This window comes from Moritella sp. JT01 (assembly GCF_001574435.1).
Classification (GTDB): Bacteria; Pseudomonadota; Gammaproteobacteria; order Enterobacterales; family Moritellaceae; genus Moritella.
Genome location: NZ_LOCN01000001.1, coordinates 240,304 through 260,635 on the forward strand (window position 1 = coordinate 240,304; position 20,332 = coordinate 260,635).

Below are 20,332 nucleotides of genomic sequence, written 5' to 3' on the forward strand. Positions count from 1 at the left end.
GGAGTTACCTGCTCAAATATAGCTGTGCTAGTAATAAGAGTTTATCAATAATTAATCTTATTAAGGGCGGACCTTATTAAGGCGCTAGGCGATCAACACGCCAGTCATTTCCATTTTTCACATAACTAAAACGATCATGCAAGCGATCGGCTTTACCTTGCCAAAACTCTATACTTGTCGGTTTTACCACGTAGCCACCCCAAAACTCAGGTAGTGGCACTTCTTTATCTGCAAATTTATCGGTGAACTGTTTAACTTGTTGTTCAAGGATTTTGCGTGAAGTGATTACTGCACTTTGCTCTGATGCCCATGCGCCGATTCGGCTACCACGTCCACGAGACTGGAAGTAGGTATTAGAATCTTCAGCTGAGATCTTTTCGACCACACCTTGAATTCGCACTTGACGCTGTAAAATATTCCAATGGAATGTTAACGCGATATGTGGGTTTTGAGCGAGTTCCTTGCCTTTTCGACTGTCGTAATTGGTAAAGAAAACAAAGCCTTCTTTGCTCAATTCTTTGAGTAGTACAACACGACAAGAAGGGTAACCATTCGCATCAACAGTAGACACTGTCATGGATTCAGGTAAGACAATGCCGCAGTCTTGCGCCGCTTTGAACCAGTTCTGGAACTGATCAAATGGATCAACACTCGGATCAAGGTCGGGCAAGTCGACTAATACGCCTTGCCCTAAGGTAAATGCACAACGAATCTTATTTAATAAAGACATTGTTAAGCCTTATGCATATAGACCCAAGTTTTCTTTAGCGTACTGTTCAAACTCAGTACAACCACCAAGGTGTTTTTCATCAATGAAGATTTGTGGAACCGTATTTACTGGTACACCGGCTGATTTTTCTAGGTCAGCTTTACTGATGCCTTCAGCAAGCATATCGATGTAGTTGAAATCAAAATCTTCATGCTCAGCTTTTAATGTTTCTGCAATTTGTTTTGCACGTACGCAGAAAGGGCAACCAGGGCGACCAAAAATAACTGTAAACATAATATAAGATACTCCACGTAAAAAAAATTGGTTAGCATGCTATGTGTACTCTATGATCAAGTACCAGTTGCTAGTGAGTGAGTTCACTCTAATGTGTACATAGTATGTTTTTCTGAAATAAAATGAAATTGTTTATTGAATAATAATTGATAGGTAATAACTATTGATGATGAATTTAACATGATACGTATAACTTCTGTTAATAAATGTAAATTTTTAGCACCGAGTTCTAATAATTGCAGAGATACATAGCAATCACAGTGGGAATCAGTGATAATTATCGATTAACTTTTATAAATCAGCTTGAAACGACATATGAAATCATTAGAGTTTTATCAGTCTACGATTACCAACTTAAAGCAACTGCCAATGTCGGCAGGGCATATTGATGTTTTATTTTCAGCGCGTGATTTTAAAGCAAAAATATTAGACTTAATTGCTTCATCTTCGAAACGCATTTATATTTCGGCTCTTTATATCCAAGACGATGAAGCAGGCAGAGAAATTCTTGATGCGCTTTATCAAGCTCGTGTAAATAATCCTAGATTAGTGATTAAAGTGTTTGTTGATTTTCATCGAGCACAACGCGGTCTTATTGGCCAAAAAGATCATGGTGGTAATGCCGACCTCTATAAAGATATGCGTAAAAGACTCGGTGACAAAGTAACGATCTTAGGCGTGCCAGTGAAAGGTAAAGAAGTATTAGGTGTATTGCATCTAAAAGGCTTTATCTTTGATGAAACCGTGCTTTACAGTGGTGCGAGTATTAATGATATCTACTTACATCAAGCGGATAAATACCGCTGCGATCGCTATCATGTGCTTTATAATCCTGCGCTAGCTGACTCGATGGTCTCTTATTTAGAAGACTATTTTGTAAGTCAAAATGCGGTGACACGACTTGATGATGATATTATTCCGTCAAGCAAAACCTTGAAACAAGATATTCGTCAGTTCAAACAAACGTTACGCAGTGCGCAGTATCATTACATTAATACTACGCCAGAAAGTACTGAAGTGGGTATCACTCCTATTTCTGGTTTTGGTCGTCACGGTAATAAACTAAACCAAACGATCACCAATTTATTACGTGCGGTAGAAAGCGAAATCACTATTTTTACACCGTATTTTAACTTGCCATTATCCATATCAAAAGACATTAAACGTCTGCTAAAACGTAATGTGAAAGTAACCTTGGTTATTGGTGACAAAACGGCTAACGATTTCTATATTCCACCGTCAGAACCGTTTAAAGTTATTTCTGCATTGCCTTATATTTACGAAAGTTACCTGTATAAGTTTGTGAAAAGTTGTCAGTCATTTATCGATCAGGGTCTGCTTAATGTTAGATTATGGAAAGATGAAGGTAACAGTTTCCACCTTAAAGGTCTGTGCTGTGATTATAAGTACCACTTATTAACAGGTAATAACTTGAATCCACGTGCGTGGGGCTTAGATTTAGAGAATGGTATTTTAATTCATGATCCTAAACAGTTATTAAAAGATACTCTACAAGCTGAGCAAGAACATGTGTTGAAAAATACGCGTCGTATTAAGCACCTTTCTGATTTAGACAGTTTGGCGGACTACCCTGCACCAGTACAAAAATTTATGCGTCGTATTAAAACAACACGCTTGGATATGTTACTCAAACGTATTCTATAATTTAGCCGTTCTAAAAAGCTAAATTAATAGGATAGCAAAAGCTTGTTACTGTCTCGGTAACAAGCTTTTTTATTTTTGACTATTTTTAGTTACTAATATTTTGGTACTCGCGTCACTTTCACCATTATGTCTCGTTATATTTACCGCCAACGGATGAAGTAAATTAGTTTCATTCTACGTAAATGCTATTGCTCTGTTCTAGCTTGCTGATTATACTCTGATTAACTATTAAACAACTAAATTGGCTGTTATTTTCATGTTCGGATTTTTAAAACGATTTTTTTCTGATTCAGATGCTAAACCTGTCGACAATACGCCGAGTGTTGAACCTGTACATTACAATGGCTATCTTATCTTTGTTATTCCGAAGGAAGAGGGGGGGCAATATCGTGTTGCGGGTTTAATTGAAAAGCCGATTGGAAAAGACATGGCAGAGCGAGATACGGATGAAAAAGAAAACGAAGTGGAAAATTTAAGACATTCATTTATTCGTTCTGATCTTTGCATGAGCAAGCAGCAAGCTGAACAAATCACGTTACAAAAATGTAAGCTATTTATCGATCAAGTAGGCGATAACATGTTTAAGTAATTTACTTATTCGCCTAATTAACGCTGGAGTTCACTATGTTTTTTGCAAAAAATAAATTAACCATGGTTAGTGAATCAGATGCACTGCCTGATAATCCGACTGCGGTAACCGTTGATGCGTTACATTATGTATCGGCAACGAGTATGGTTCCGCCTTTTATAGATCAACATCAAGTCTGCTATTTTGCGATGGGCTGTTTTTGGGGCGCTGAGCGATTATTCTGGACTGTATCGGGTGTTGTGACGACAGCTGTTGGTTACCAAGGTGGCTACACTGTGCATCCGCGTTATCAGCAAGTTTGCTCAGGTCAAACCGGGCACACGGAATCGGTGCTAGTTGTATTTGATCCTGCAGTAATTAGTTACGCGGAACTTTTGATCTTGTTTTGGGAAAATCATCAGCCAACGCAAGGTATGCGTCAAGGTGCTGACCAAGGTACGCAATATCGTTCTGCGATTTACTGTACTTCACAGCAACAATTAGCTCAGGCTAAAGCGTCTGTTGGCCATTATCAACAAGCGCTTACAGACGCGGGAAGTGCTGACTCAATCACTACTGAGGTCGATCTGGCTGCGCCATTTTATTATGCAGAGCAAGATCACCAGCAATACCTTGCTAAAAACCCACAAGGCTATTGCGCTCTAGGCGGCAGTGGTATCTGCTACCCTGGTAATTAATGATGAAAGCGAGAAATAGACGAATCTTATTTATACTCGTGTTTACCATTCTCGCTTTTATGTGGCAAAGCGCGTTAATTGCTCCACTTAAGATACTGGTTGTTTTTTTACATGAGCTAAGCCATGCGCTTGCGACTTGGTTAACCGGCGGTAAAGTCGTGGAGTTTGTCGTATCTGCCTATCAGAGTGGGCATGTTCGCTCTGCGGGTGGATCGCGGTTTATTATTCTGAGTGCGGGCTATTTGGGATCGTTACTGTTTGGTTTGCTGTTTTATGCTGCCAGTAGTCGCCGTCAAACAACTGATATTAGTTTAGCCTTGTTAGCGCTCACTATGTTGTTGGTTGCCGTGTTCTTTGGTGGCACCTTATATACCATAGGTTTTGCTGCTGTGATTGCAGTGATGATCATGGCATTACTTAAGTATGCGAATACAGGCATTAAGCAAACAGTCTTATTGGTGTTTGCCAGTGCTAGCATGATCTATGTGCCTTTAGATATTTGGCAAGACACCATCATTCACAGCGGATCATTATCTGATGCTCGTATGTTAGCGAACGAAATGGGTGGCGCGACCTTTATGTGGGGGGGATTGTGGTTTCTTGCCAGCTTATATTTTATTTATTTAACGCTACGAAAATCCTGATCTAACACACCCGTTAGTATTTTGATATTATCAGTGAAGACAAGGTCACTGATAATACTTAAATCAAACTCTTCATAACAGCCTGAACGCACATGTAGTTGTTCGCAGTGGTTAAATACATTGTCGCGGAGTAGTGCTGCTATTGGTTGCTTAATTGCTTTTGCTAATGCTTCTTTTAATGTCCAAATACGATAAAAAGCCTGCGCTTTTAATATTAAGGATTGTGCAGTACAAGCCGCCAATTCTTCGGCATGATAATAGTGGTTTGCGATTCTTTCGAGAGAACGTTTGGTTGAAATCCATTCTAAATCGACTCCCAGTTTAATTTGCAGTGTTGTCGGTACTAGGGCAATAAGAACTTGTCCGTGAGAATGAGAAATACAACATTTTAACGGAATTATGTCCTCATTATGGTATATCTTTAAGTCATGTTTTTCAGTATCGAATAACACATAAAGCTCAGCAAAATCATAACCTAAGCATTGGCTAGCATAAGCCTTAATGATAATGCGAGTCGCAAGGTATTCTTGTTGGGCTTGTTGCTGTTTACGCTTCGTAAATACTTCATATTCACGAGGATGCAAATAATGCTCAGCAAATGATGTTATCTGTTCGCTACTGATGGTGTTACTGTTAAATAGGTAAGCCTCAATTGTTGAATCGATATTGGCAGGTAAGTCGGCATGAGAGGTAAACGTTAATTGTTGGCTAAAAAATGATTCAGTGTGTGGCATTAGAGATGAAACCGTTATATCACTATTGATGGAAGTATAACATAAGTAAGATACCGCGTAGTCGTTGTCGTTAAGACTCTATTTGAGGTGGTTTGGGTGTATCGTTTTTCGATTATATTTTCCAGCGTCATGATTGAAGTGATAAAGATAGGTTACATATGTCTATAGTTAAAGGTAGTCATGATTATATTTGTGATGAAGAATTTGATGATGTTTATGGCTTTGTTTCTAATGATCACCAATTTGACTGGGGCATGCATTCCCATCAAGAAAGCCAGTTAATACTGTCTCCTTCAGGTTGTATCACGGTAAATCTTCAATCTCAGAAACTGGTGATTCCACCAAATTGTGCAATTTGGCTACCGCCAAAAATAGAACATAGTATTGAGCGTCGCGGTGGAGAGAGTTTGGTTACATTATTCTTTAAATCAAGCATTGGTTATACAGTCCCCAATGATCTGCGTGTATTAAGATTAAACTCTTTGTTAAATGCATTAATACAGCGAGTATCTTACGCCTCTAGTAATCGCCAATTCCATCCCTCATTGATTGAGTTACTGTGTTATGAAAGTTATCAAGCGCCACTTACTGACTTATCACTGCCATTACCAACGGATAGTCGTTTGTTGGCTTGGTTAAATTCTTTAGAAGAATATTCCCCCCAGAAACTCGGCGTTATGGCAAAGAAAATTGGTGCAAGTGAAAAAACCATCAGCCGTATTTTCTTTAAAGAAACGGGTATGCACTATCAAGAATGGAGAAAAAGGTGGCTGTTATTAAAAGCCATTGAGCTGTTGTCAGAAGGCGAATCTGTGACAGGTTGTGCGTTAACGTTAGATTTTTCAACTACTAGTGCTTTTATATACTTTTTTAAGCAGGCAATGCATACCACTCCAAGTCAATATAGAAAGTACTTTGAATAGCGGTTAGGGTTTATCGTTCTACTTATAAAGAGATATTAAATTGTCTGATTATCGTTACTCAATGTCCCCAGTTTGATAGTCGATAATTATTATCCTGTTAGCATATTTGATTCAATTAAGTTGATAGTGAAGAAATGCTAATGAAAAATTATGTCGTCGCTTTAAGTGTCTCAAAGCCTAAACTTGAGAACATTAATGGAAAAGATTTAAAAACATCAATTGTTAGAGAGCCCCTCTATCATCCCGTTTATTTTGATCAAACGGGCCCCGTTGGAAATAAGCCTGCAGACCATATCGAAGATGTCTTTGTATATTCAGAAAATCATTACGACTATTGGTGTGAAGAATTTAATATTGAGCGTTCGTCATGGAAGCATGCGCATTGGGGAGAAAATATTACCTTAAACCATGCCTGTGAGGAAACGTTACGGATTGGTGACATCGTACGTATTGGAAATGAAGCTGTGTTACAGGTGACGTTTCCTAGAATTCCGTGCTTTAAGCTGTCTTGGCGTTTGGGGCAAGCGATCAGCGTATTATCCGATATTATTGATTCAGGACGAATTGGTTTTTACATGAATGTTATTGAACCGGGAACAATAAAGCCCAACGATACATTCACTGTCATAAAGAGTCATCCACTGCATCCTACCGTCGCTGGCGTATCTCGTATGTTGCAAAGTACAGATACGAGCATGGCACAAATGCTTGAGGTAAAAAATCTGCCAGACCTTAGCCCCTGGGGACTTACGTGGATTAACAAAAAAATACATACTATTGAAGAGCTATCACAGTTAAAAGAATATCGTTGGTTAGGATGGCGGTCGTTTACGATTAATCATATCGTTGCAGAAACCCATGATATCTATTCTTTTTATTTGTCACCATCTGATACACAAGCTATTCCTGTTTTTCGTCCTGGTCAGCATTTAGCTGTACGCTTACAAGTTGAAAATGAAATAATTGAGAGACGATGGAGCCTTTCTGAATATTGCCCAGACAAAATGCAATATCGCATATCAATTAAAAAAGTAGATAATGGTGTAGGATCTTCATGGATGCATGCAGCAAAAGAAGGTATGCAAGTTGAGATTAAAGCACCATCGGGTGATTTTTATTTAGATAACACTGATATTATGCCTATTGTTTTGATATCGGGCGGGATAGGTGTGACACCGATGTTTGCGATGTTACAGGCACACCTTATGAAGAACAGAAACTCGCGAGCACCGATTTATTGGATTCAGTGTGTGAGAAATAAAGATAATCACCCGTTTAAAGATGCTGTGTTAGCAAAAGTTGAAGAGCTAGGTGCGCGTATTCATTTTGTTTATTCAGAGCCCACTGAAAATGAGACGATTGGGCATGATTATCATTCATGCGGCCTGCTGTCTGTTGATAAACTTATGTCTATATTAAAAACAGAAAACATTGAGTTTAACGGTAAAAAAATCGCTATCCCTTCTGCATTTTTTAGTTTCTATCTATGTGGACCTAAACCATTGCAACACGCGTTGTATTCAGGTTTAAAAGAAAAAGGCGTAGAAAGGGTCTTTTTTGAAGAGTTCGTTTCAGGTCTGGTAATGAATAATGCGGATAATAGGTTAGATGTCGCAACGGTTACTTATAAAAACGCGCAAAAGCAATTAAGTTGGCATTTAGAAGATGATGTATCACTTTTGGAATTGGCTGAATTTCATGATTTAAAACCACAGTATCAATGTCGAAGTGGTCAATGCCACCGTTGTAAGGTGAAAGTGCTAGAAGGTAAAGTAAGGCACACATTAAGCGTCGAGGGAGTAGGGGAAGATGAAGTGCTTTTATGTTGCGGTGTTCCAGATAGCTCACAACTCGTCATCGATGTTTAGACAATGCTGCTAAACGCCATTATTTCAGGGTGTATACCTATGTGTTAAGACATTATCGTCAGTATAATCAGCCTTTTAGGTTATCACTCCTGTGTGGGTGTTACATCAGTAAATTGTACAACAATCTAGGGTTCTGGCATATAATCAAATGACCATCTATTGAAGAGTTATATCGTTAATGCCGTTATATCACCACTTAAGAACTGATGTTAAAGTTGCCGAGAATAGCTTTCACCAACACGACGATAAAGTGCAGCTTGTCTACATACACTCTGGCTGTTGTATTATCTCTAGCCGCAGTGATAGCACCCTTGCGGTTAACGGACAGTTACTTTGGATACCTGCTGGTGTCGAACATCGTTTAGAGGTGCTAAAAAGCACGACTTTCAGTGTGCTATTCTCCGCACCTAATGAACTACCGATGTTTAGTAACAACATGTGTGGGCTCACCGTTAATGGTCTATTCGTATCACTGATGGAGTATATTAATGAAATTGAATTGACCGAGGTCGACGATATCCCCGCACATTATTTAGCGGTACTAAAAGATCAAATTAGTCAGCTGAGCATCAAAGAACAAGGCTACAAAGCCACCGGTGAGATCGACAGACGCTTATTACCAGTAATTCAGAGCCTTACCCTTAAGCCCGATATCAAATTATCGCTAGAGGATTTTACCGAGAGTTGTGGCGCCTCGACCAGAACGCTTAATCGGATGTTTCAAAAATGCTTTGAGCAACCGTTCCGCAGCCTGAGGTTGCAGATTGTGATGGAGAAGGCTTTGCAACTCAACCGCCAAGGCATACCGCACACTGAGGTTGCCCTAGAACTTGGTTATAACAGTCTCTCCGCTTTCTCCACGGTGTTCAATAAATACCTTCGCGATAAAAAAATCTGAGCCAAGTTGGCGGCTACGCGCAATAGACTGGCGTTTAGACTAAAGCGGTTGAGTTTATAAGTGAGTAAAATAAAGGCATATTCAATCTAGGAACATCTATTATGCCATTGTTTAAAGTACTCGCAATTAGCCTATTAATGGCAAGCAGTTATTTTTTTGCTGCTGACATGTACGCCCCGAGTCTACCGTATATGGCTAACGCGCTAAACGTCTCAAGTGGCACGGTACAGCAGACTGTCAGCATTTTCTTTATTTTCGTGGCTATAAGCCAGCTGTGTTGCGGCCCCTTATCGGAACGTTTCGGACGCCGTCCTATCGCGATAATAGGTAGTCTGGTATTCGCACTCGGTTCGCTCATTTGCACCAGTAGTCAGGATATTAATGTACTTATTTTAGGCCGCTTAGTGCAGGGCATTGGTGTTGGCGCTCTGTACCTATTGTGTCGAACAATTTTGCAGGACTCTTTTTCTAAGATGCAGCTCGTCGGCATCATGTCTTGGTTCGGTATTTTATTTTTAACCTTGCCGGGACTAACGCCAGCGCTCGGTGGCATATTACAAACGCATTTTGGTTGGCAAGCTAGTTTTTGGTTTATGTTCGGCTTAGCGATAATAATATTTTTGGTCATTACGTTGTGTCTTGGTGAGACGCATCAGCAAAAGAATGTGCATGCAGTGAGATTGTCTAATATTGCGCAAGACTACTGGATGATCGCATCCAACAGTAAGTTCTTGCGTTATTTGTTGCTGATGATTGTCTCAAACGGTGGCGTTATTGTATTCTATCTGATGGGCGCCTTTATATCGCAAGAAAACTATTCGATTGCCCCGCACGCGTTTGGTTTAACCTCACTACTATTGATAGGTAGCACGATCTTTGCACGGCTCGTGTTTAACAGCCTACTCAAACAGCGCTTTAGCGAAAAGCAATTGCTGCTTTCTGCTAGCATCATCATGGTTATTGGTAGTTGTGGTTTATTGGCCAATATTACTTATGCTCACTTTAGCCTAATGATACTTAGCGTCGCTGTTTATTGTTTTGGTGCCGGTCTTATCACCAGTATCGCAGCGGTCAATGCCCTGTACTTATTCCCTGAACACAAGGGACAAACAGGCGCTATCTTCGGCTCGCTGCAAATGGCAGGAATGTTCTTGTTAACGTTATTGGTCAGTCACATCGCTAATACGGAACTTGTTATGGCGGTTGTGTTCGTCATGATGGCCACACTTAGCCTTGCTACCCAGTGGCGGAAAGGCTAAGTGCTAGAGGGATTTGTTGAGACTTGTGTACAAGGCATGCCGCACATAGCGGTTGCCTTGGAACTGGTTTCGACAGCTCTGTCGTTACATCAAAATAAACTTATAGCCTAATGATGCCATCAGTAACATCAGCGATACTGATAGTGTTTTACGTACAAAGCCGGGACCAAATTTCATTGCAGATGCGCTACCTAGGTGATTACCAATTAGATTCATCATGGCTAAAGGGATCGCCAACATATAAAGTAATTTACCTGCCAGCATAAACGCAATCAGTGCGCCGATATTTGACGAAAAGTTGAATAACTTCGACGTTGCAGAAGCCGACACTAAATCAAACTTTAATAAGTAGTGTAAAACTAATATCAAGAAACTACCTGTACCTGGGCCAAAGAATCCATCATAAAAGCCAATGATAAATACAGCCAATGGCACACCAAAATAAATGATCTTCGTGTTGATCTTTTGATCGCTTTGGTGATTTTCTTGCTTTGGAATGAAAGATATCGCGATACCGATGGGCAACATACCGAGAATTATTTTACCGACTGTATCAGGATCAAAGTATAAGATCGCTTCGGCACCCACGTAAGCACCAACTAGACCAGCGGGGATCCCGGATGCCACCGCGGTCCAAATGACCTTTTTGTTTTTGACGAAATTACGGATCGCTGCAATGGTGCCCAGTGTGCTGACTATCTTCTCCTGCCCCAACGCGACCTGTGGTGGTAGCCCAGCTAAGATGAACGAAGGCACCAGTATCAAGCCGCCTCCGCCAGCAATACTGTCAATAAAGCCTGCTGCGAAAGCCGATGCCATTAACGCGATTAGTATCCATACCGTGATATCTGAACCAAAAAATTCCATTTTAATATTCTCCTACGTTGCTATCCTTAGGCTGATTTTATCGCGTTCGCTTTGATGAGCGCTGATGTGTCCATATTCCCCAGTCCGTGCTGCTGTAATATCTGGTAATCACTATCGACTTGACTCGTCAATGGTAATTGCAGTTGATAGCGTGCCGCTTCTTCCAAACAGATCCCGAGATCTTTTCTCATTAGATCTATCGCAAAGCCAAAATCAAATTGATCGTTTGCCATCGTTTCTGCTCGGTTCTCCATCTGCCATGATCCCGCTGCGCCATGCTTAAGTGTCTCTACTACGAGTGCCACATCTAATGATGCCTTTTCTGCTAACGTTAAAGCTTCACTTAAACCTTGTAAAATCCCTGCGATACATATTTGATTGACCATTTTACAACGCTGACCTTGGCCGTGGCTGCCCAGCAACGTTACCTGTTTCGCATAAGCGCTAAGCACTGGTTGAAGTGTCGTGAAGGTCTCAGCGTTACCACCACACATGACGGTTAACGTGCCATTTTCGGCACCTGCTTGCCCTCCTGAAACGGGTGCATCTATAAATTCAACTTCATGGTTTTCACATGCTGCGGCTAATTCTATGGCAAGATGTGCTGATGTCGTTGTGTGATCCACTAAGATCGCGCCCGGTTTTAGGCTGGCTAATACGCCTGATTCACCGTATACCACGCTGCGTACATCGTCGTCGTTACCAACGCAAATGAACACGATATCTGCACTTTCAGCGGCTTCTTTAGGGGACAAGGCTAATTCTCCTTGGTAGTCTTTTACCCACTGTATGGCTTTTTCTGTTGTACGATTAAATACCTTGGTTTGGTATCCAGCACGTTTTAAATAACCCGCCATTGGGTATCCCATGACCCCAAGGCCTACAAACGCAACGTTTAAATAATTCATGTTTTACACTCCAATCAGTAATGACATATGTCAATTTATGTTTGTAATCTATTGTATTACCTAGTGGTAAGTCAATTGTTTTGTACAATTAATTAACAAACATAATTATATGAATAGGAAAATGTTATGGATCTAGCGCTGTATGTTTTATTTCAGCAAGGTAAACTAGGGTTTATCAACGTTATGTTTTTGCAGTGTTCATTAGAGGTAAGTTAATGAGTGATATTAAGTTTCGACAAATCGCCGAAACAATTGAAACTAGAATTAATACTGGTGTATATCAACCTAATACTAAACTACCGCCGCACCGGGTGTTAGCCAATGAGCTTGAGACCACGCCGACAACTGTGTCCAAGGCCTATAAATTATTGGTTGAGAAAAACAAGGTTGAATCCTTTGTTGGCCGTGGCACGTTTGTTTGCGGTAATTCTGAATTGGAAACAGTGATCCAAGCCTCTGACGATGATGCAGATTATAACTTCTCAATTTTACAGCCCTGCCTAAAATATAATGTTTTACCTTTACAGGCTGCATTTCAACAAACGTATGCGGCATTGCCGAGTGAGCTATTGGGTTATATTGAACACTCAGGGCATTTATCTCACCGAGAAGCGGGAGTTAAATGGGCGGCTGAATTTGGTTTATCCGTTTCTGATCCTGACGAAATACTACTTGCCAGTGGCGCGCAGAATGCACTGGAAATACTGATCCAGACCTATACTAATCCAGGTGATTGCATTGCCGTTGAAGCATTTACTTATCCTGGTATTCTTTCTATAGCCAATTTATTGGGTCGCCGCGTTGTTGACGTTGCAATGGATAATGAAGGGATGTGCCCGACTGCACTTAAAGACGCTATTCTTAACGATAAGCCGAAATTGGTTGTCATTGTACCGTCACACCAAAACCCAACGGGTGTGACTATGCCGCAAGCGCGTAGAGAAACCATTGCTAAAGTGATCGAAGAAGGGAATATCTGGTTATTAGAAGATGATATTTATGGCTTCTTAAACCCAATGACGATCCCGGCAATCACAAACTATATACCCGAAAAAAGTTTTCATATTACCAGTCTGTCGAAAGCGATTAGCCCTGCGTTACGTTGTGCATTTATTAAAGCGCCTAAAAGTGAGATTCGTAAAATAGGCGCATGCATCCGTACTTCTATCTGGCTGGCGTCACCACTTAATTTTGCTGTGGCAGCACAATTAATTAACTCTGGTGAGGCTTTTATTATGGCGCATCAACAAAAATTACTGGCCGCGCAGCGACAACAGTTTGTGACAGATAAATTGGGGTTTTTATCTTGCTCTAGCCAGCCGACAAGTTACCATATTTGGGTGGCATTACCGGAACATTGGCGACAAGAGCATTTTGTGATGGAAGCTAAAAACCAAAAATTACTGGTGAGTAGTGGTGGTTACTTCTCGCAACAGAGTGATAAAAGCAATCATATTCGCTTATCTTTAATGGCGATAGATGACGAACAACGCTTTCAGCAAGGTGTTGTATCTCTAGCTAATTTACTCCAAGATGGGCAGGGTTCACACTTCCTGTTTTAATTATTTTAACTGTTCATGATGTAGACCCATAATAGGACATTAGGCTAAGGAGAGTTTATGTTGAAAAATACGATTACGGGTATACTTATTTTAAGTTGTTCTGGCTGTGTTTTGTTAGCCAAAAAAGATCCGACACCACCAGAGATAGATCCGGCGGATGCAGACGTTCCGGTATTACTATTACCGCCAACAGCAACGCCGACCTCGGCAGCGGAATGTGCAGGTGATATGGAATTACCTGTAGAGTTTAGCCGTAAGTTCACAGCTGTATCTGATCCTGAATTATTAGCGCAATCTATTGGTGAACCTGAAGAAGGCAGACTCTGTCAGGGGCAAGTATATGTTGCTAAAAAGAACTCCAAAATTTTACTGTTTCGAGCTTGGAATGGCACTAATCCAACGAGTAAACTCGGTGAGTGGTGGGCATTAAAGAGTCCACGTGGACAAATATCGCAATACCGCAGTGATTATCAAATATGTTATCAATGGTCGCCGTTAGATAAACTCACCTTGTGCAGTTTAAAAGCAGGAGCGAAAGTAGTGATTGGCACTGGCCAAAGTGCGACTTGCTCAGATTATCTTGAATATCCAAGCTCAGGGAAGAAGCAGGTATATCTGGCCAATGCAGACGTGGATCTAGTTGATTGCACTAGCTACAACGCTGAATTTAACTGGACGCCCATTATTAATAATTAATGTGTCCTTAGTCATAAACGATAGGTAGGAAAGGAATGAGATATGATCAACGCAGGTGGTTATTCACCGTAATTTTCTTTTTCTCTAGTATGAGTATCGCTGCTGATAATGTCATTGTGCGTTATCTTCCGACGAATGATATTACGTTACAGCCTATCGCTAAAAAATTGCAGTCAGACAGCAGTATTCAAGATGCAATTACCTTGATGAATGAAGAATTTATTTTTCTTCAACCGTTAACTATCGTCTTTGGTGCTAATGATGGCCCGTTATATGATCCTACCCGTAATGACATTCTAATTCCTTATACTTTTCTAGACGAAGTCGAGCAGCGCTTTAACGCCGTTAATTACGCGGATGATAATCAAGGTAACGCTAATCCAGAAAATCTGGTTCAGGTGGTGATGGATGTGGTGATACATACGTTATTCCACGAACTTGCCCACGCTTTGATTGCGACGTATGAATTACCGATTGTGGGTAAAGAAGAAGATGCGGCAGATAATTTAGCCGCAGTATTGTCGATTGAATACTTTGAAAATGGGGCTGAAATAGCAATTAGCGCAGCCGATCTATTTTATCTTGAAGGCGATGAGATAACCGAATTTGAAGAGGCCGATTTTTGGGATGAACACAGCCTTGATTTACAGCGTTACTATGCCACCCTTTGCCATGTTTATGGCAGTGATGAAACTCAATACGCCTACTTGTTAGAAGAGACTGGATTTTCTGATGAACGCGCTGAACTGTGTATTGGTGATTATGAACGCATGACAAATAACTGGCTAACACTCTTAGACGTTTATATGTCGCCTGAGGTTGATGCTACTACGCCAGCTAAATAAAATCAGGGTGTTTGTCGTACACCAGTTTAGTCCATATCATCAAAAGGCTGACCAATACTCGGTAAAAACACATCAAGGAAATACCGGATTTCATCTGTCATACGCTCGTCTAATGCTTTTTTACAGCGTAATTTGGCTTTCTCAAATTCATGGTTACCACAGCTTTCCTCTTCAATACACTTCATATAAGCACAGAGAATATCTGCATCTTTGACTAATTTTTTATAAATAGGATCAAGATCAGGGGTTGATAATAGTGGTTTATACGCGTCACGTAATTTTGCTGGCAACATATCGAGTAAGGTTTTTTCAGCGGCCAATTCAATCTTGTTATATTCACGAATAATGGCTTTATTATAATATTTCACCGGGGTGGGTAAATCACCGGTAAGCACTTCGGTGGTGTCGTGGAACAATGCCATTGACGCTGCTTTGTCAGGCTCATCGCTTTTACCGTAATAAGTATTCCCGATCAGCACAAGTGCATGGGCAACCATCGCAACCTGTAAACTGTGTTCGGCAATATTCTCATTGGTGACATTACGCATCAGCGGCCAACGATAAATTAACTTCATGCGGGCAAGGTGGGCAAAAAAATGGCTCATGCTTTTCTCCAAATCAAAAGTATCTAATGACGATACAGGCTAAAACCGCGTAAGTCATCGGTTTCATTACTGTAGCACTTCTTTGCATACTCTCAAAATTTCAAATAGTTAGATTTCTCGCTTTGCATTTAAACTGTTATGTTATAACATAACAAAATATGAGTGTTATATTATAACAATAAAGGAAAAATAGTTGTGAAAAAGAAATTGGTTTCCCTCGCGATTGGTAGCATCTTGGTATCCCCTGCTTTTGCTAATACGTTATCAAATCCACAAATTGGCGTTGTACTCGATGGTTATTACCAAAATGGTGAGCGTAATAACTCTGAACGTGGCGAGGGGTTCGGACTTGGGCACACTGAAATTAGTATGTCCGCTAATATTGATGACAAGTTTCACGGTGTATTAACGACAGTGTTAGAGGGTCATGGCGATGAAACCGAGCTTCTTTTAGAAGAGGCGTTTGTTGAAACCGTGGCAATGCCTTATGGTCTTAATATTCGAGCTGGACGATTCTTGTCAGACTTTGGTTATTTGAACAACCAGCATGTACACACGGACAGTTTTGTTGAGCGTCCAATCGCTTACCGTACTTTCTTAGGTTCTCATTATTATGATGATGGTTTGCGTGCAAACCTAGTACTACCAACGGATATGTATGTGAAATTGGGGATTGAGGCATTGAGTGGCAGTAAGATGTCTGCTGTGGAAGATGGTGCTGAAGTGGGTGTTTATACTACGACATTAAAACTGGGTGATGATTTTTCAGAATCGTCTAGCTGGCAGTTTGGTTTAAGTTATCTGCGTAATGACAACGGTAAAACCAAAAAATTGGAAGAGCATGACCACAGTGCGGATTCCGGTCATGATCACGACCACAGCCATGCATCAGCGGTGACGGGGTCAAATCTATACGGCGCTGACTTTGTGTGGAAATGGGCGCCCAATGGCAACTATAAATATCGTAACTTAACGCTATCAGCTGAATACATGTTGTTAGACGATATTCTGGATAGTAAATACAAAGGTGAAAAGAATGCACCAGATAATCTAGCCGCGTATTACGTATCGGGTGTATATCGTTTTACTCCTAGTTGGTCGACAGGTCTACGCTACGGTGAAGCTGAAAGCTATGACGGGCATGCACATGGCGATCATGTACATTTGACCTCTCTAAAAGACCGTGAGTTTGATGCGATGCTGGCGTGGAACTCTTCTCATTTTGGTACCGTTCGTGCCCAATACTCACGTGTTGAAAACCAATCTAAAGAAACGGATAACGTATTTACACTGCAATATGTGATGACGTTTGGGGCGCACGGTGCACATGCGTTTTAAGAAAAGCACATTATTCGTGATCGTGAGTGCGGCAATGTTGTCTGCACCTGCACTCGCGTTGAATATCTTTGTCTGTGAGCCAGAGTGGAAAGCACTATTGGCTGCACATGCACCCAAAGCAACTATCTATTCTGCGACAACAGCACTGCAAGACCCACATTACGTACAAGCGAGGCCATCTTTGATTGCGAGGATGCGCCAAGCGGATATGGCCATGTGCTCTGGTGCTGAGTTGGAAATTGGTTGGTTGCCGATGTTGCAGGCGCGAAGCAGTAATCCGGCGGTGCAAAACAATAAGCAAAGTATGCTGTATGCGTCAGAGATTGTCAGCATGTTGGATACGCATCATCATGTTGACCGCAGTATGGGGGATATTCACGCCTATGGTAATCCGCATGTGCAGTTTGCTGCCAACGATATGATCCGAATTTCTCGCGTGGTGAGCAAACGCTTGGAAAGTATAGATCCCGCTAATGCATTTAGTTACTTAGTCAATGGCGTGAAGTTCCGTGAGCATTGGCGACAAAAGTTAGTTGAATGGGAACTGCGAGCTGAACCGCTGCGAGGTATGCAAGTGGTGAGTTATCACGAGACCTATCGTTATCTGTTTGACTGGTTGGGGATGGGGCAGGTTGCAGACCTTGAGCCTAAGCCGGGTATTTCACCGACGACTGCACATTTGCAATCGTTGACGAAGTTAGACCCAGCGTCGTTTGATGCGATTATTTACTCTTCTCATCAGAATCAACGTCCGGCTAATTGGCTGCATCAGCAAACACAAAAGCCAGTGATTCAATTACCACTCACGGTATCGGAAGGGCAAAGCCTTGACGAACTGTATGATGGCATATTGGATAACTTGCTCGATGTGCTTGTTGAATCAGCGAAGAATTAACCTATGCTCACAGATTATCTTTGGCTAGCCCCGGCGGTGCTGTGTGGTCTGATTGCGCTGGTGGGTAATGTGATATTGGGGCAGCAAGTGCTACAGCGTAAAATCATTTTTATTGATTTAGCCGTGGCTCAAGTTGCTGCATTAGGTGCCGCGTTCAGTCAGTACTGGCTAAGTAGTTTTGATATCTTACCCGAGACTTGGTTAGGGCAGATGATTGGTCCTTGGGTATTGTCGCTGATGCTATGCGGTTTAATTGCTTTGATGGAAAAGCACTATCAACAGCACCTTGAACCTATGATAGGTAGCTTGTTTGCGGTGTCTGCCTCATTGGCTATTTTGCTGGCAAGCAAAGACCCGCACGGTGCTGACTTTATTCAAGGTATCTTAAATGGGCAGTTGTTATGGGCAACATGGGATGATGTTTGGCCGTTGGCTATTATCACCGCCGCGATGGTGACTTTGGTAACGATGAAACCTGAGTTTATGCGCGGCAGTGGTTTTTACGTTATCTTCGCGATATTAATGCCAATAACGGTCAAGTTGACGGGGATTTACCTTGAATTTGCGTTATTAGTGATCCCCGCTCTTTGTGCATCTGCGTTAAAAGGCATACGTTTTTTTATCGCGAGCATGGGAATTGGCGTTACAGGTATTTTGTCTGGTATCGCAATGTCTGCTCACTATGATTTACCCAGTGGTGCAAGTATCGTCATTACCTTGTTTGTATCTGGCGTACTGTTTCATTTATTGCTGCAACCTTTAGTTGTGAAGACTGAGGTTCGCGCTTCATAAAATAAAGTAACACGTTAAACAAAGCCTGATCTCAGAATGCTACTGGGGTCGGGCTTTTTTCATTTCATATCAATATCGCTTACCTTTTTGATTTAGAGATCAACAATTGATTTATAGCCGTCAGGAATAGATTTAATCGACATTAATACCGTCTTAGGGTACTGTTATTATATACAGTGTTTTGTCGGCGTGCTAAATGGAACACATCTATGGTTATAAACTAAGGGAAATATATAAATGTTACATTCAAAAGCAAGCTGCCTCTGTGGAGCAGTAGAAATTACCGCAAACGAAATTAATCCTAAATTTACTGTCTGCCACTGTGACTCATGTAGAGGATGGGGTGGCGCTCCATTTTTTGCTGTTCAATGTGGAACGAATGTAAGCATTACAGGCCTAGATAAAGTGAAGATGTATAATTCATCATCTTGGGCATCTCGTGGTTTTTGCACTGATTGTGGAACCCATTTATTTTTTAAATTTAATGACAGTGGTGATTACAATATGCCAGTGGGCATATTTAAAGATTTGAATGGATTAGAAATGGATATGCAATACTTTAGTGATCAGCGACCTGACTATTATTGCTTTTCAAACGAAACGAAAGAAATGACCAAAGCTGAAATTATGGCTTATTTTGCAAAAAAGATATAACAAGCATGTTTAAAATAGCCAATAAAAAGCATAGATATTAGATTTTTATTAAAAAGGCGTCATTACGACGCCTTTTACTATCGATAATTTGGTACTTTATTAATATTCTTAACTTATAAAAATAAGCTAAGTTAATGCATTGTTTTAGATTAACGTTATTGTTGTTACTTAATTTTTTAGAATAAGCCAAGGGAATGGAGACATTATGGGACAAGTGGAAAATAGGGAGTTAAATGCTTCAATGGCTGCGATGGAAAGTAGTATTACTAATTTTGGTGTTAGATTTATTCCTGACTCAATGGTTAGAGCTGAATATAATATTCAAGCTAAAAAATTATCTAGAGAAATTATATCTGATGTTACTTCAGGAAAAATAACTGCAGCTCAGGGAGCTGAAAGAGCTTCTTCAATGAGAAATCTCATCATGGATACGATGAGAGGAAAAACATCTGAAATAGCCAAAGCTTATGCAGTTAACCAGAAAACAAAAGGTAAATCACTTAGCTTTCTTGAACAGAAATATTCAAAAAAACTATTCAGCGTAGAGTTTGAAAAGCTTAATGGATCTCAGCAAAATAAGATTTGGAAAGAGATTGTCTTTTCAGCAGGACGGCCTCAACTACAGGCTAATAAATTAGCTAAAATACTAGGTCGTGCTGGCAAGGGATTTATCGCACTGACCATTACGATTTCGATCTATAATATTGCAACAGCTGATGATAAGTTAATAGCAACAGCGAAAGAAAGCGCTGTGCTTGGTGGTGGTTTACTTGGTTCCGTTGCGGGAGGTGCGGCTGCTGGTGTTATATGTGGTCCTGGTGCGCCGGTCTGCGTGGGTATTGGTATATTTGTAGGCGGAGTAATGTTTGCTATTGGTTCTGAAATTACATTTAACTCATTCTGGACCTAA

The 20,332-nt window shown here is 40.8% G+C and carries 22 protein-coding genes; 16 read left to right on the forward strand and 6 right to left on the reverse strand.

Features of this window, described 5'->3' with window-relative positions; genetic code table 11:
* Positions 1-76 precede the first annotated feature (76 nt).
* On the reverse strand, positions 77-730 hold the full coding sequence (pdxH, locus tag AKG98_RS01030; RefSeq protein WP_067040043.1) for a pyridoxamine 5'-phosphate oxidase: 654 nt from the start codon (positions 728-730) through the stop codon (positions 77-79).
* A 9-nt stretch (positions 731-739) separates the two neighbouring features.
* Positions 740-1,003, reverse strand: coding sequence for a GrxA family glutaredoxin (locus AKG98_RS01035; protein ID WP_045111421.1), 264 nt, complete (start codon positions 1,001-1,003; stop codon positions 740-742).
* Positions 1,004-1,318: 315 nt separating this feature from the next.
* Here AKG98_RS01035 and pssA point away from each other — a divergent pair, with 315 nt between their 5' ends.
* The 4 genes from pssA (at position 1,319) to AKG98_RS01055 (ending at position 4,578) form a co-directional block, all read left to right on the forward strand.
* Positions 1,319-2,668, forward strand: a complete 1,350-nt coding sequence (pssA, locus tag AKG98_RS01040) for a CDP-diacylglycerol--serine O-phosphatidyltransferase (protein ID WP_067040046.1) — start codon at positions 1,319-1,321, stop codon at positions 2,666-2,668.
* Between the two features lie 256 nt (positions 2,669-2,924).
* Positions 2,925-3,257: an HlyU family transcriptional regulator gene (locus AKG98_RS01045; RefSeq protein ID WP_067040049.1), complete on the forward strand. Its 333-nt coding sequence runs from the start codon at positions 2,925-2,927 to the stop codon at positions 3,255-3,257.
* Positions 3,258-3,292: 35 nt separating this feature from the next.
* Positions 3,293-3,934 (forward strand): peptide-methionine (S)-S-oxide reductase MsrA, encoded by a 642-nt coding sequence (msrA, locus tag AKG98_RS01050; RefSeq protein ID WP_067040052.1) that lies wholly within the window; start codon positions 3,293-3,295, stop codon positions 3,932-3,934.
* Positions 3,934-4,578, forward strand: a complete 645-nt coding sequence (locus tag AKG98_RS01055; protein ID WP_228140173.1) for a M50 family metallopeptidase — start codon at positions 3,934-3,936, stop codon at positions 4,576-4,578. The genes msrA and AKG98_RS01055 overlap by 1 nt, the downstream gene beginning before the upstream one ends.
* Here the strand turns inward: AKG98_RS01055 and AKG98_RS01060 are convergent.
* On the reverse strand, positions 4,554-5,312 hold the full coding sequence (locus AKG98_RS01060) for a 4'-phosphopantetheinyl transferase superfamily protein (protein WP_067040055.1): 759 nt from the start codon (positions 5,310-5,312) through the stop codon (positions 4,554-4,556). The genes AKG98_RS01055 and AKG98_RS01060 overlap by 25 nt on opposite strands.
* Before the next feature lie 158 nt (positions 5,313-5,470).
* Here AKG98_RS01060 and AKG98_RS01065 point away from each other — a divergent pair, with 158 nt between their 5' ends.
* From AKG98_RS01065 to AKG98_RS01080, 4 genes are all read left to right on the forward strand, one after another.
* Positions 5,471-6,235, forward strand: a complete 765-nt coding sequence (locus AKG98_RS01065) for an AraC family transcriptional regulator (RefSeq protein WP_067040058.1) — start codon at positions 5,471-5,473, stop codon at positions 6,233-6,235.
* 140 nt (positions 6,236-6,375) lie between these two features.
* Entirely contained in the window at positions 6,376-8,103 is a 1,728-nt protein-coding gene (locus AKG98_RS01070) for an MOSC domain-containing protein (RefSeq protein WP_067040062.1), read from the forward strand.
* A 178-nt stretch (positions 8,104-8,281) separates the two neighbouring features.
* Positions 8,282-9,001, forward strand: coding sequence for an AraC family transcriptional regulator (locus tag AKG98_RS01075; RefSeq protein ID WP_067040064.1), 720 nt, complete (start codon positions 8,282-8,284; stop codon positions 8,999-9,001).
* A 101-nt stretch (positions 9,002-9,102) separates the two neighbouring features.
* Positions 9,103-10,260 carry a multidrug effflux MFS transporter gene (locus AKG98_RS01080; protein ID WP_067040066.1) on the forward strand — a complete coding sequence of 386 codons (1,158 nt, stop codon included), beginning with the start codon at positions 9,103-9,105 and terminating at the stop codon, positions 10,258-10,260.
* Between the two features lie 84 nt (positions 10,261-10,344).
* Here AKG98_RS01080 and AKG98_RS01085 read toward each other — a convergent pair whose 3' ends face one another.
* Positions 10,345-11,127 (reverse strand): TSUP family transporter, encoded by a 783-nt coding sequence (locus AKG98_RS01085; protein ID WP_067040069.1) that lies wholly within the window; start codon positions 11,125-11,127, stop codon positions 10,345-10,347.
* 26 nt (positions 11,128-11,153) lie between these two features.
* Positions 11,154-12,035, reverse strand: a complete 882-nt coding sequence (locus AKG98_RS01090) for an NAD(P)-dependent oxidoreductase (RefSeq protein ID WP_067040072.1) — start codon at positions 12,033-12,035, stop codon at positions 11,154-11,156.
* A 215-nt stretch (positions 12,036-12,250) separates the two neighbouring features.
* Here AKG98_RS01090 and AKG98_RS01095 point away from each other — a divergent pair, with 215 nt between their 5' ends.
* Genes AKG98_RS01095 through AKG98_RS01105 form a run of 3 tightly spaced genes read left to right on the forward strand, consistent with a single transcriptional unit; the run spans position 12,251 to position 15,138 of the window.
* Positions 12,251-13,597 carry a PLP-dependent aminotransferase family protein gene (locus AKG98_RS01095; protein ID WP_067040075.1) on the forward strand — a complete coding sequence of 449 codons (1,347 nt, stop codon included), beginning with the start codon at positions 12,251-12,253 and terminating at the stop codon, positions 13,595-13,597.
* 57 nt (positions 13,598-13,654) lie between these two features.
* On the forward strand, positions 13,655-14,293 hold the full coding sequence (locus AKG98_RS01100; protein WP_067040077.1) for a hypothetical protein: 639 nt from the start codon (positions 13,655-13,657) through the stop codon (positions 14,291-14,293).
* 35 nt (positions 14,294-14,328) lie between these two features.
* Positions 14,329-15,138, forward strand: a complete 810-nt coding sequence (locus tag AKG98_RS01105) for a DUF4344 domain-containing metallopeptidase (RefSeq protein ID WP_228140174.1) — start codon at positions 14,329-14,331, stop codon at positions 15,136-15,138.
* Positions 15,139-15,164: 26 nt separating this feature from the next.
* On the opposite strand, the gene yfbR is transcribed toward AKG98_RS01105, so the two are convergent.
* Positions 15,165-15,743: a 5'-deoxynucleotidase gene (gene yfbR / locus AKG98_RS01110; RefSeq protein WP_067040080.1), complete on the reverse strand. Its 579-nt coding sequence runs from the start codon at positions 15,741-15,743 to the stop codon at positions 15,165-15,167.
* A 189-nt stretch (positions 15,744-15,932) separates the two neighbouring features.
* Between yfbR and AKG98_RS01115 the strand changes: the two genes are divergently transcribed.
* The 5 genes from AKG98_RS01115 to AKG98_RS01135 all read left to right on the forward strand — a co-directional run bounded on the left by AKG98_RS01115 (position 15,933) and on the right by AKG98_RS01135 (position 20,332).
* On the forward strand, positions 15,933-17,081 hold the full coding sequence (locus AKG98_RS01115) for a hypothetical protein (protein WP_369814908.1): 1,149 nt from the start codon (positions 15,933-15,935) through the stop codon (positions 17,079-17,081).
* Positions 17,071-17,976, forward strand: a complete 906-nt coding sequence (locus AKG98_RS01120) for a metal ABC transporter solute-binding protein, Zn/Mn family (RefSeq protein WP_067040086.1) — start codon at positions 17,071-17,073, stop codon at positions 17,974-17,976. Before AKG98_RS01115 ends, AKG98_RS01120 begins: the two co-directional genes overlap by 11 nt.
* A 3-nt stretch (positions 17,977-17,979) precedes the next feature.
* Positions 17,980-18,768: a metal ABC transporter permease gene (locus AKG98_RS01125; protein WP_067040090.1), complete on the forward strand. Its 789-nt coding sequence runs from the start codon at positions 17,980-17,982 to the stop codon at positions 18,766-18,768.
* Between the two features lie 237 nt (positions 18,769-19,005).
* Positions 19,006-19,422 carry a GFA family protein gene (locus AKG98_RS01130; protein WP_067040093.1) on the forward strand — a complete coding sequence of 139 codons (417 nt, stop codon included), beginning with the start codon at positions 19,006-19,008 and terminating at the stop codon, positions 19,420-19,422.
* Between the two features lie 205 nt (positions 19,423-19,627).
* A complete protein-coding gene (locus AKG98_RS01135; protein WP_067040096.1) occupies positions 19,628-20,332 on the forward strand; it encodes a hypothetical protein in 705 nt (234 codons plus the stop codon).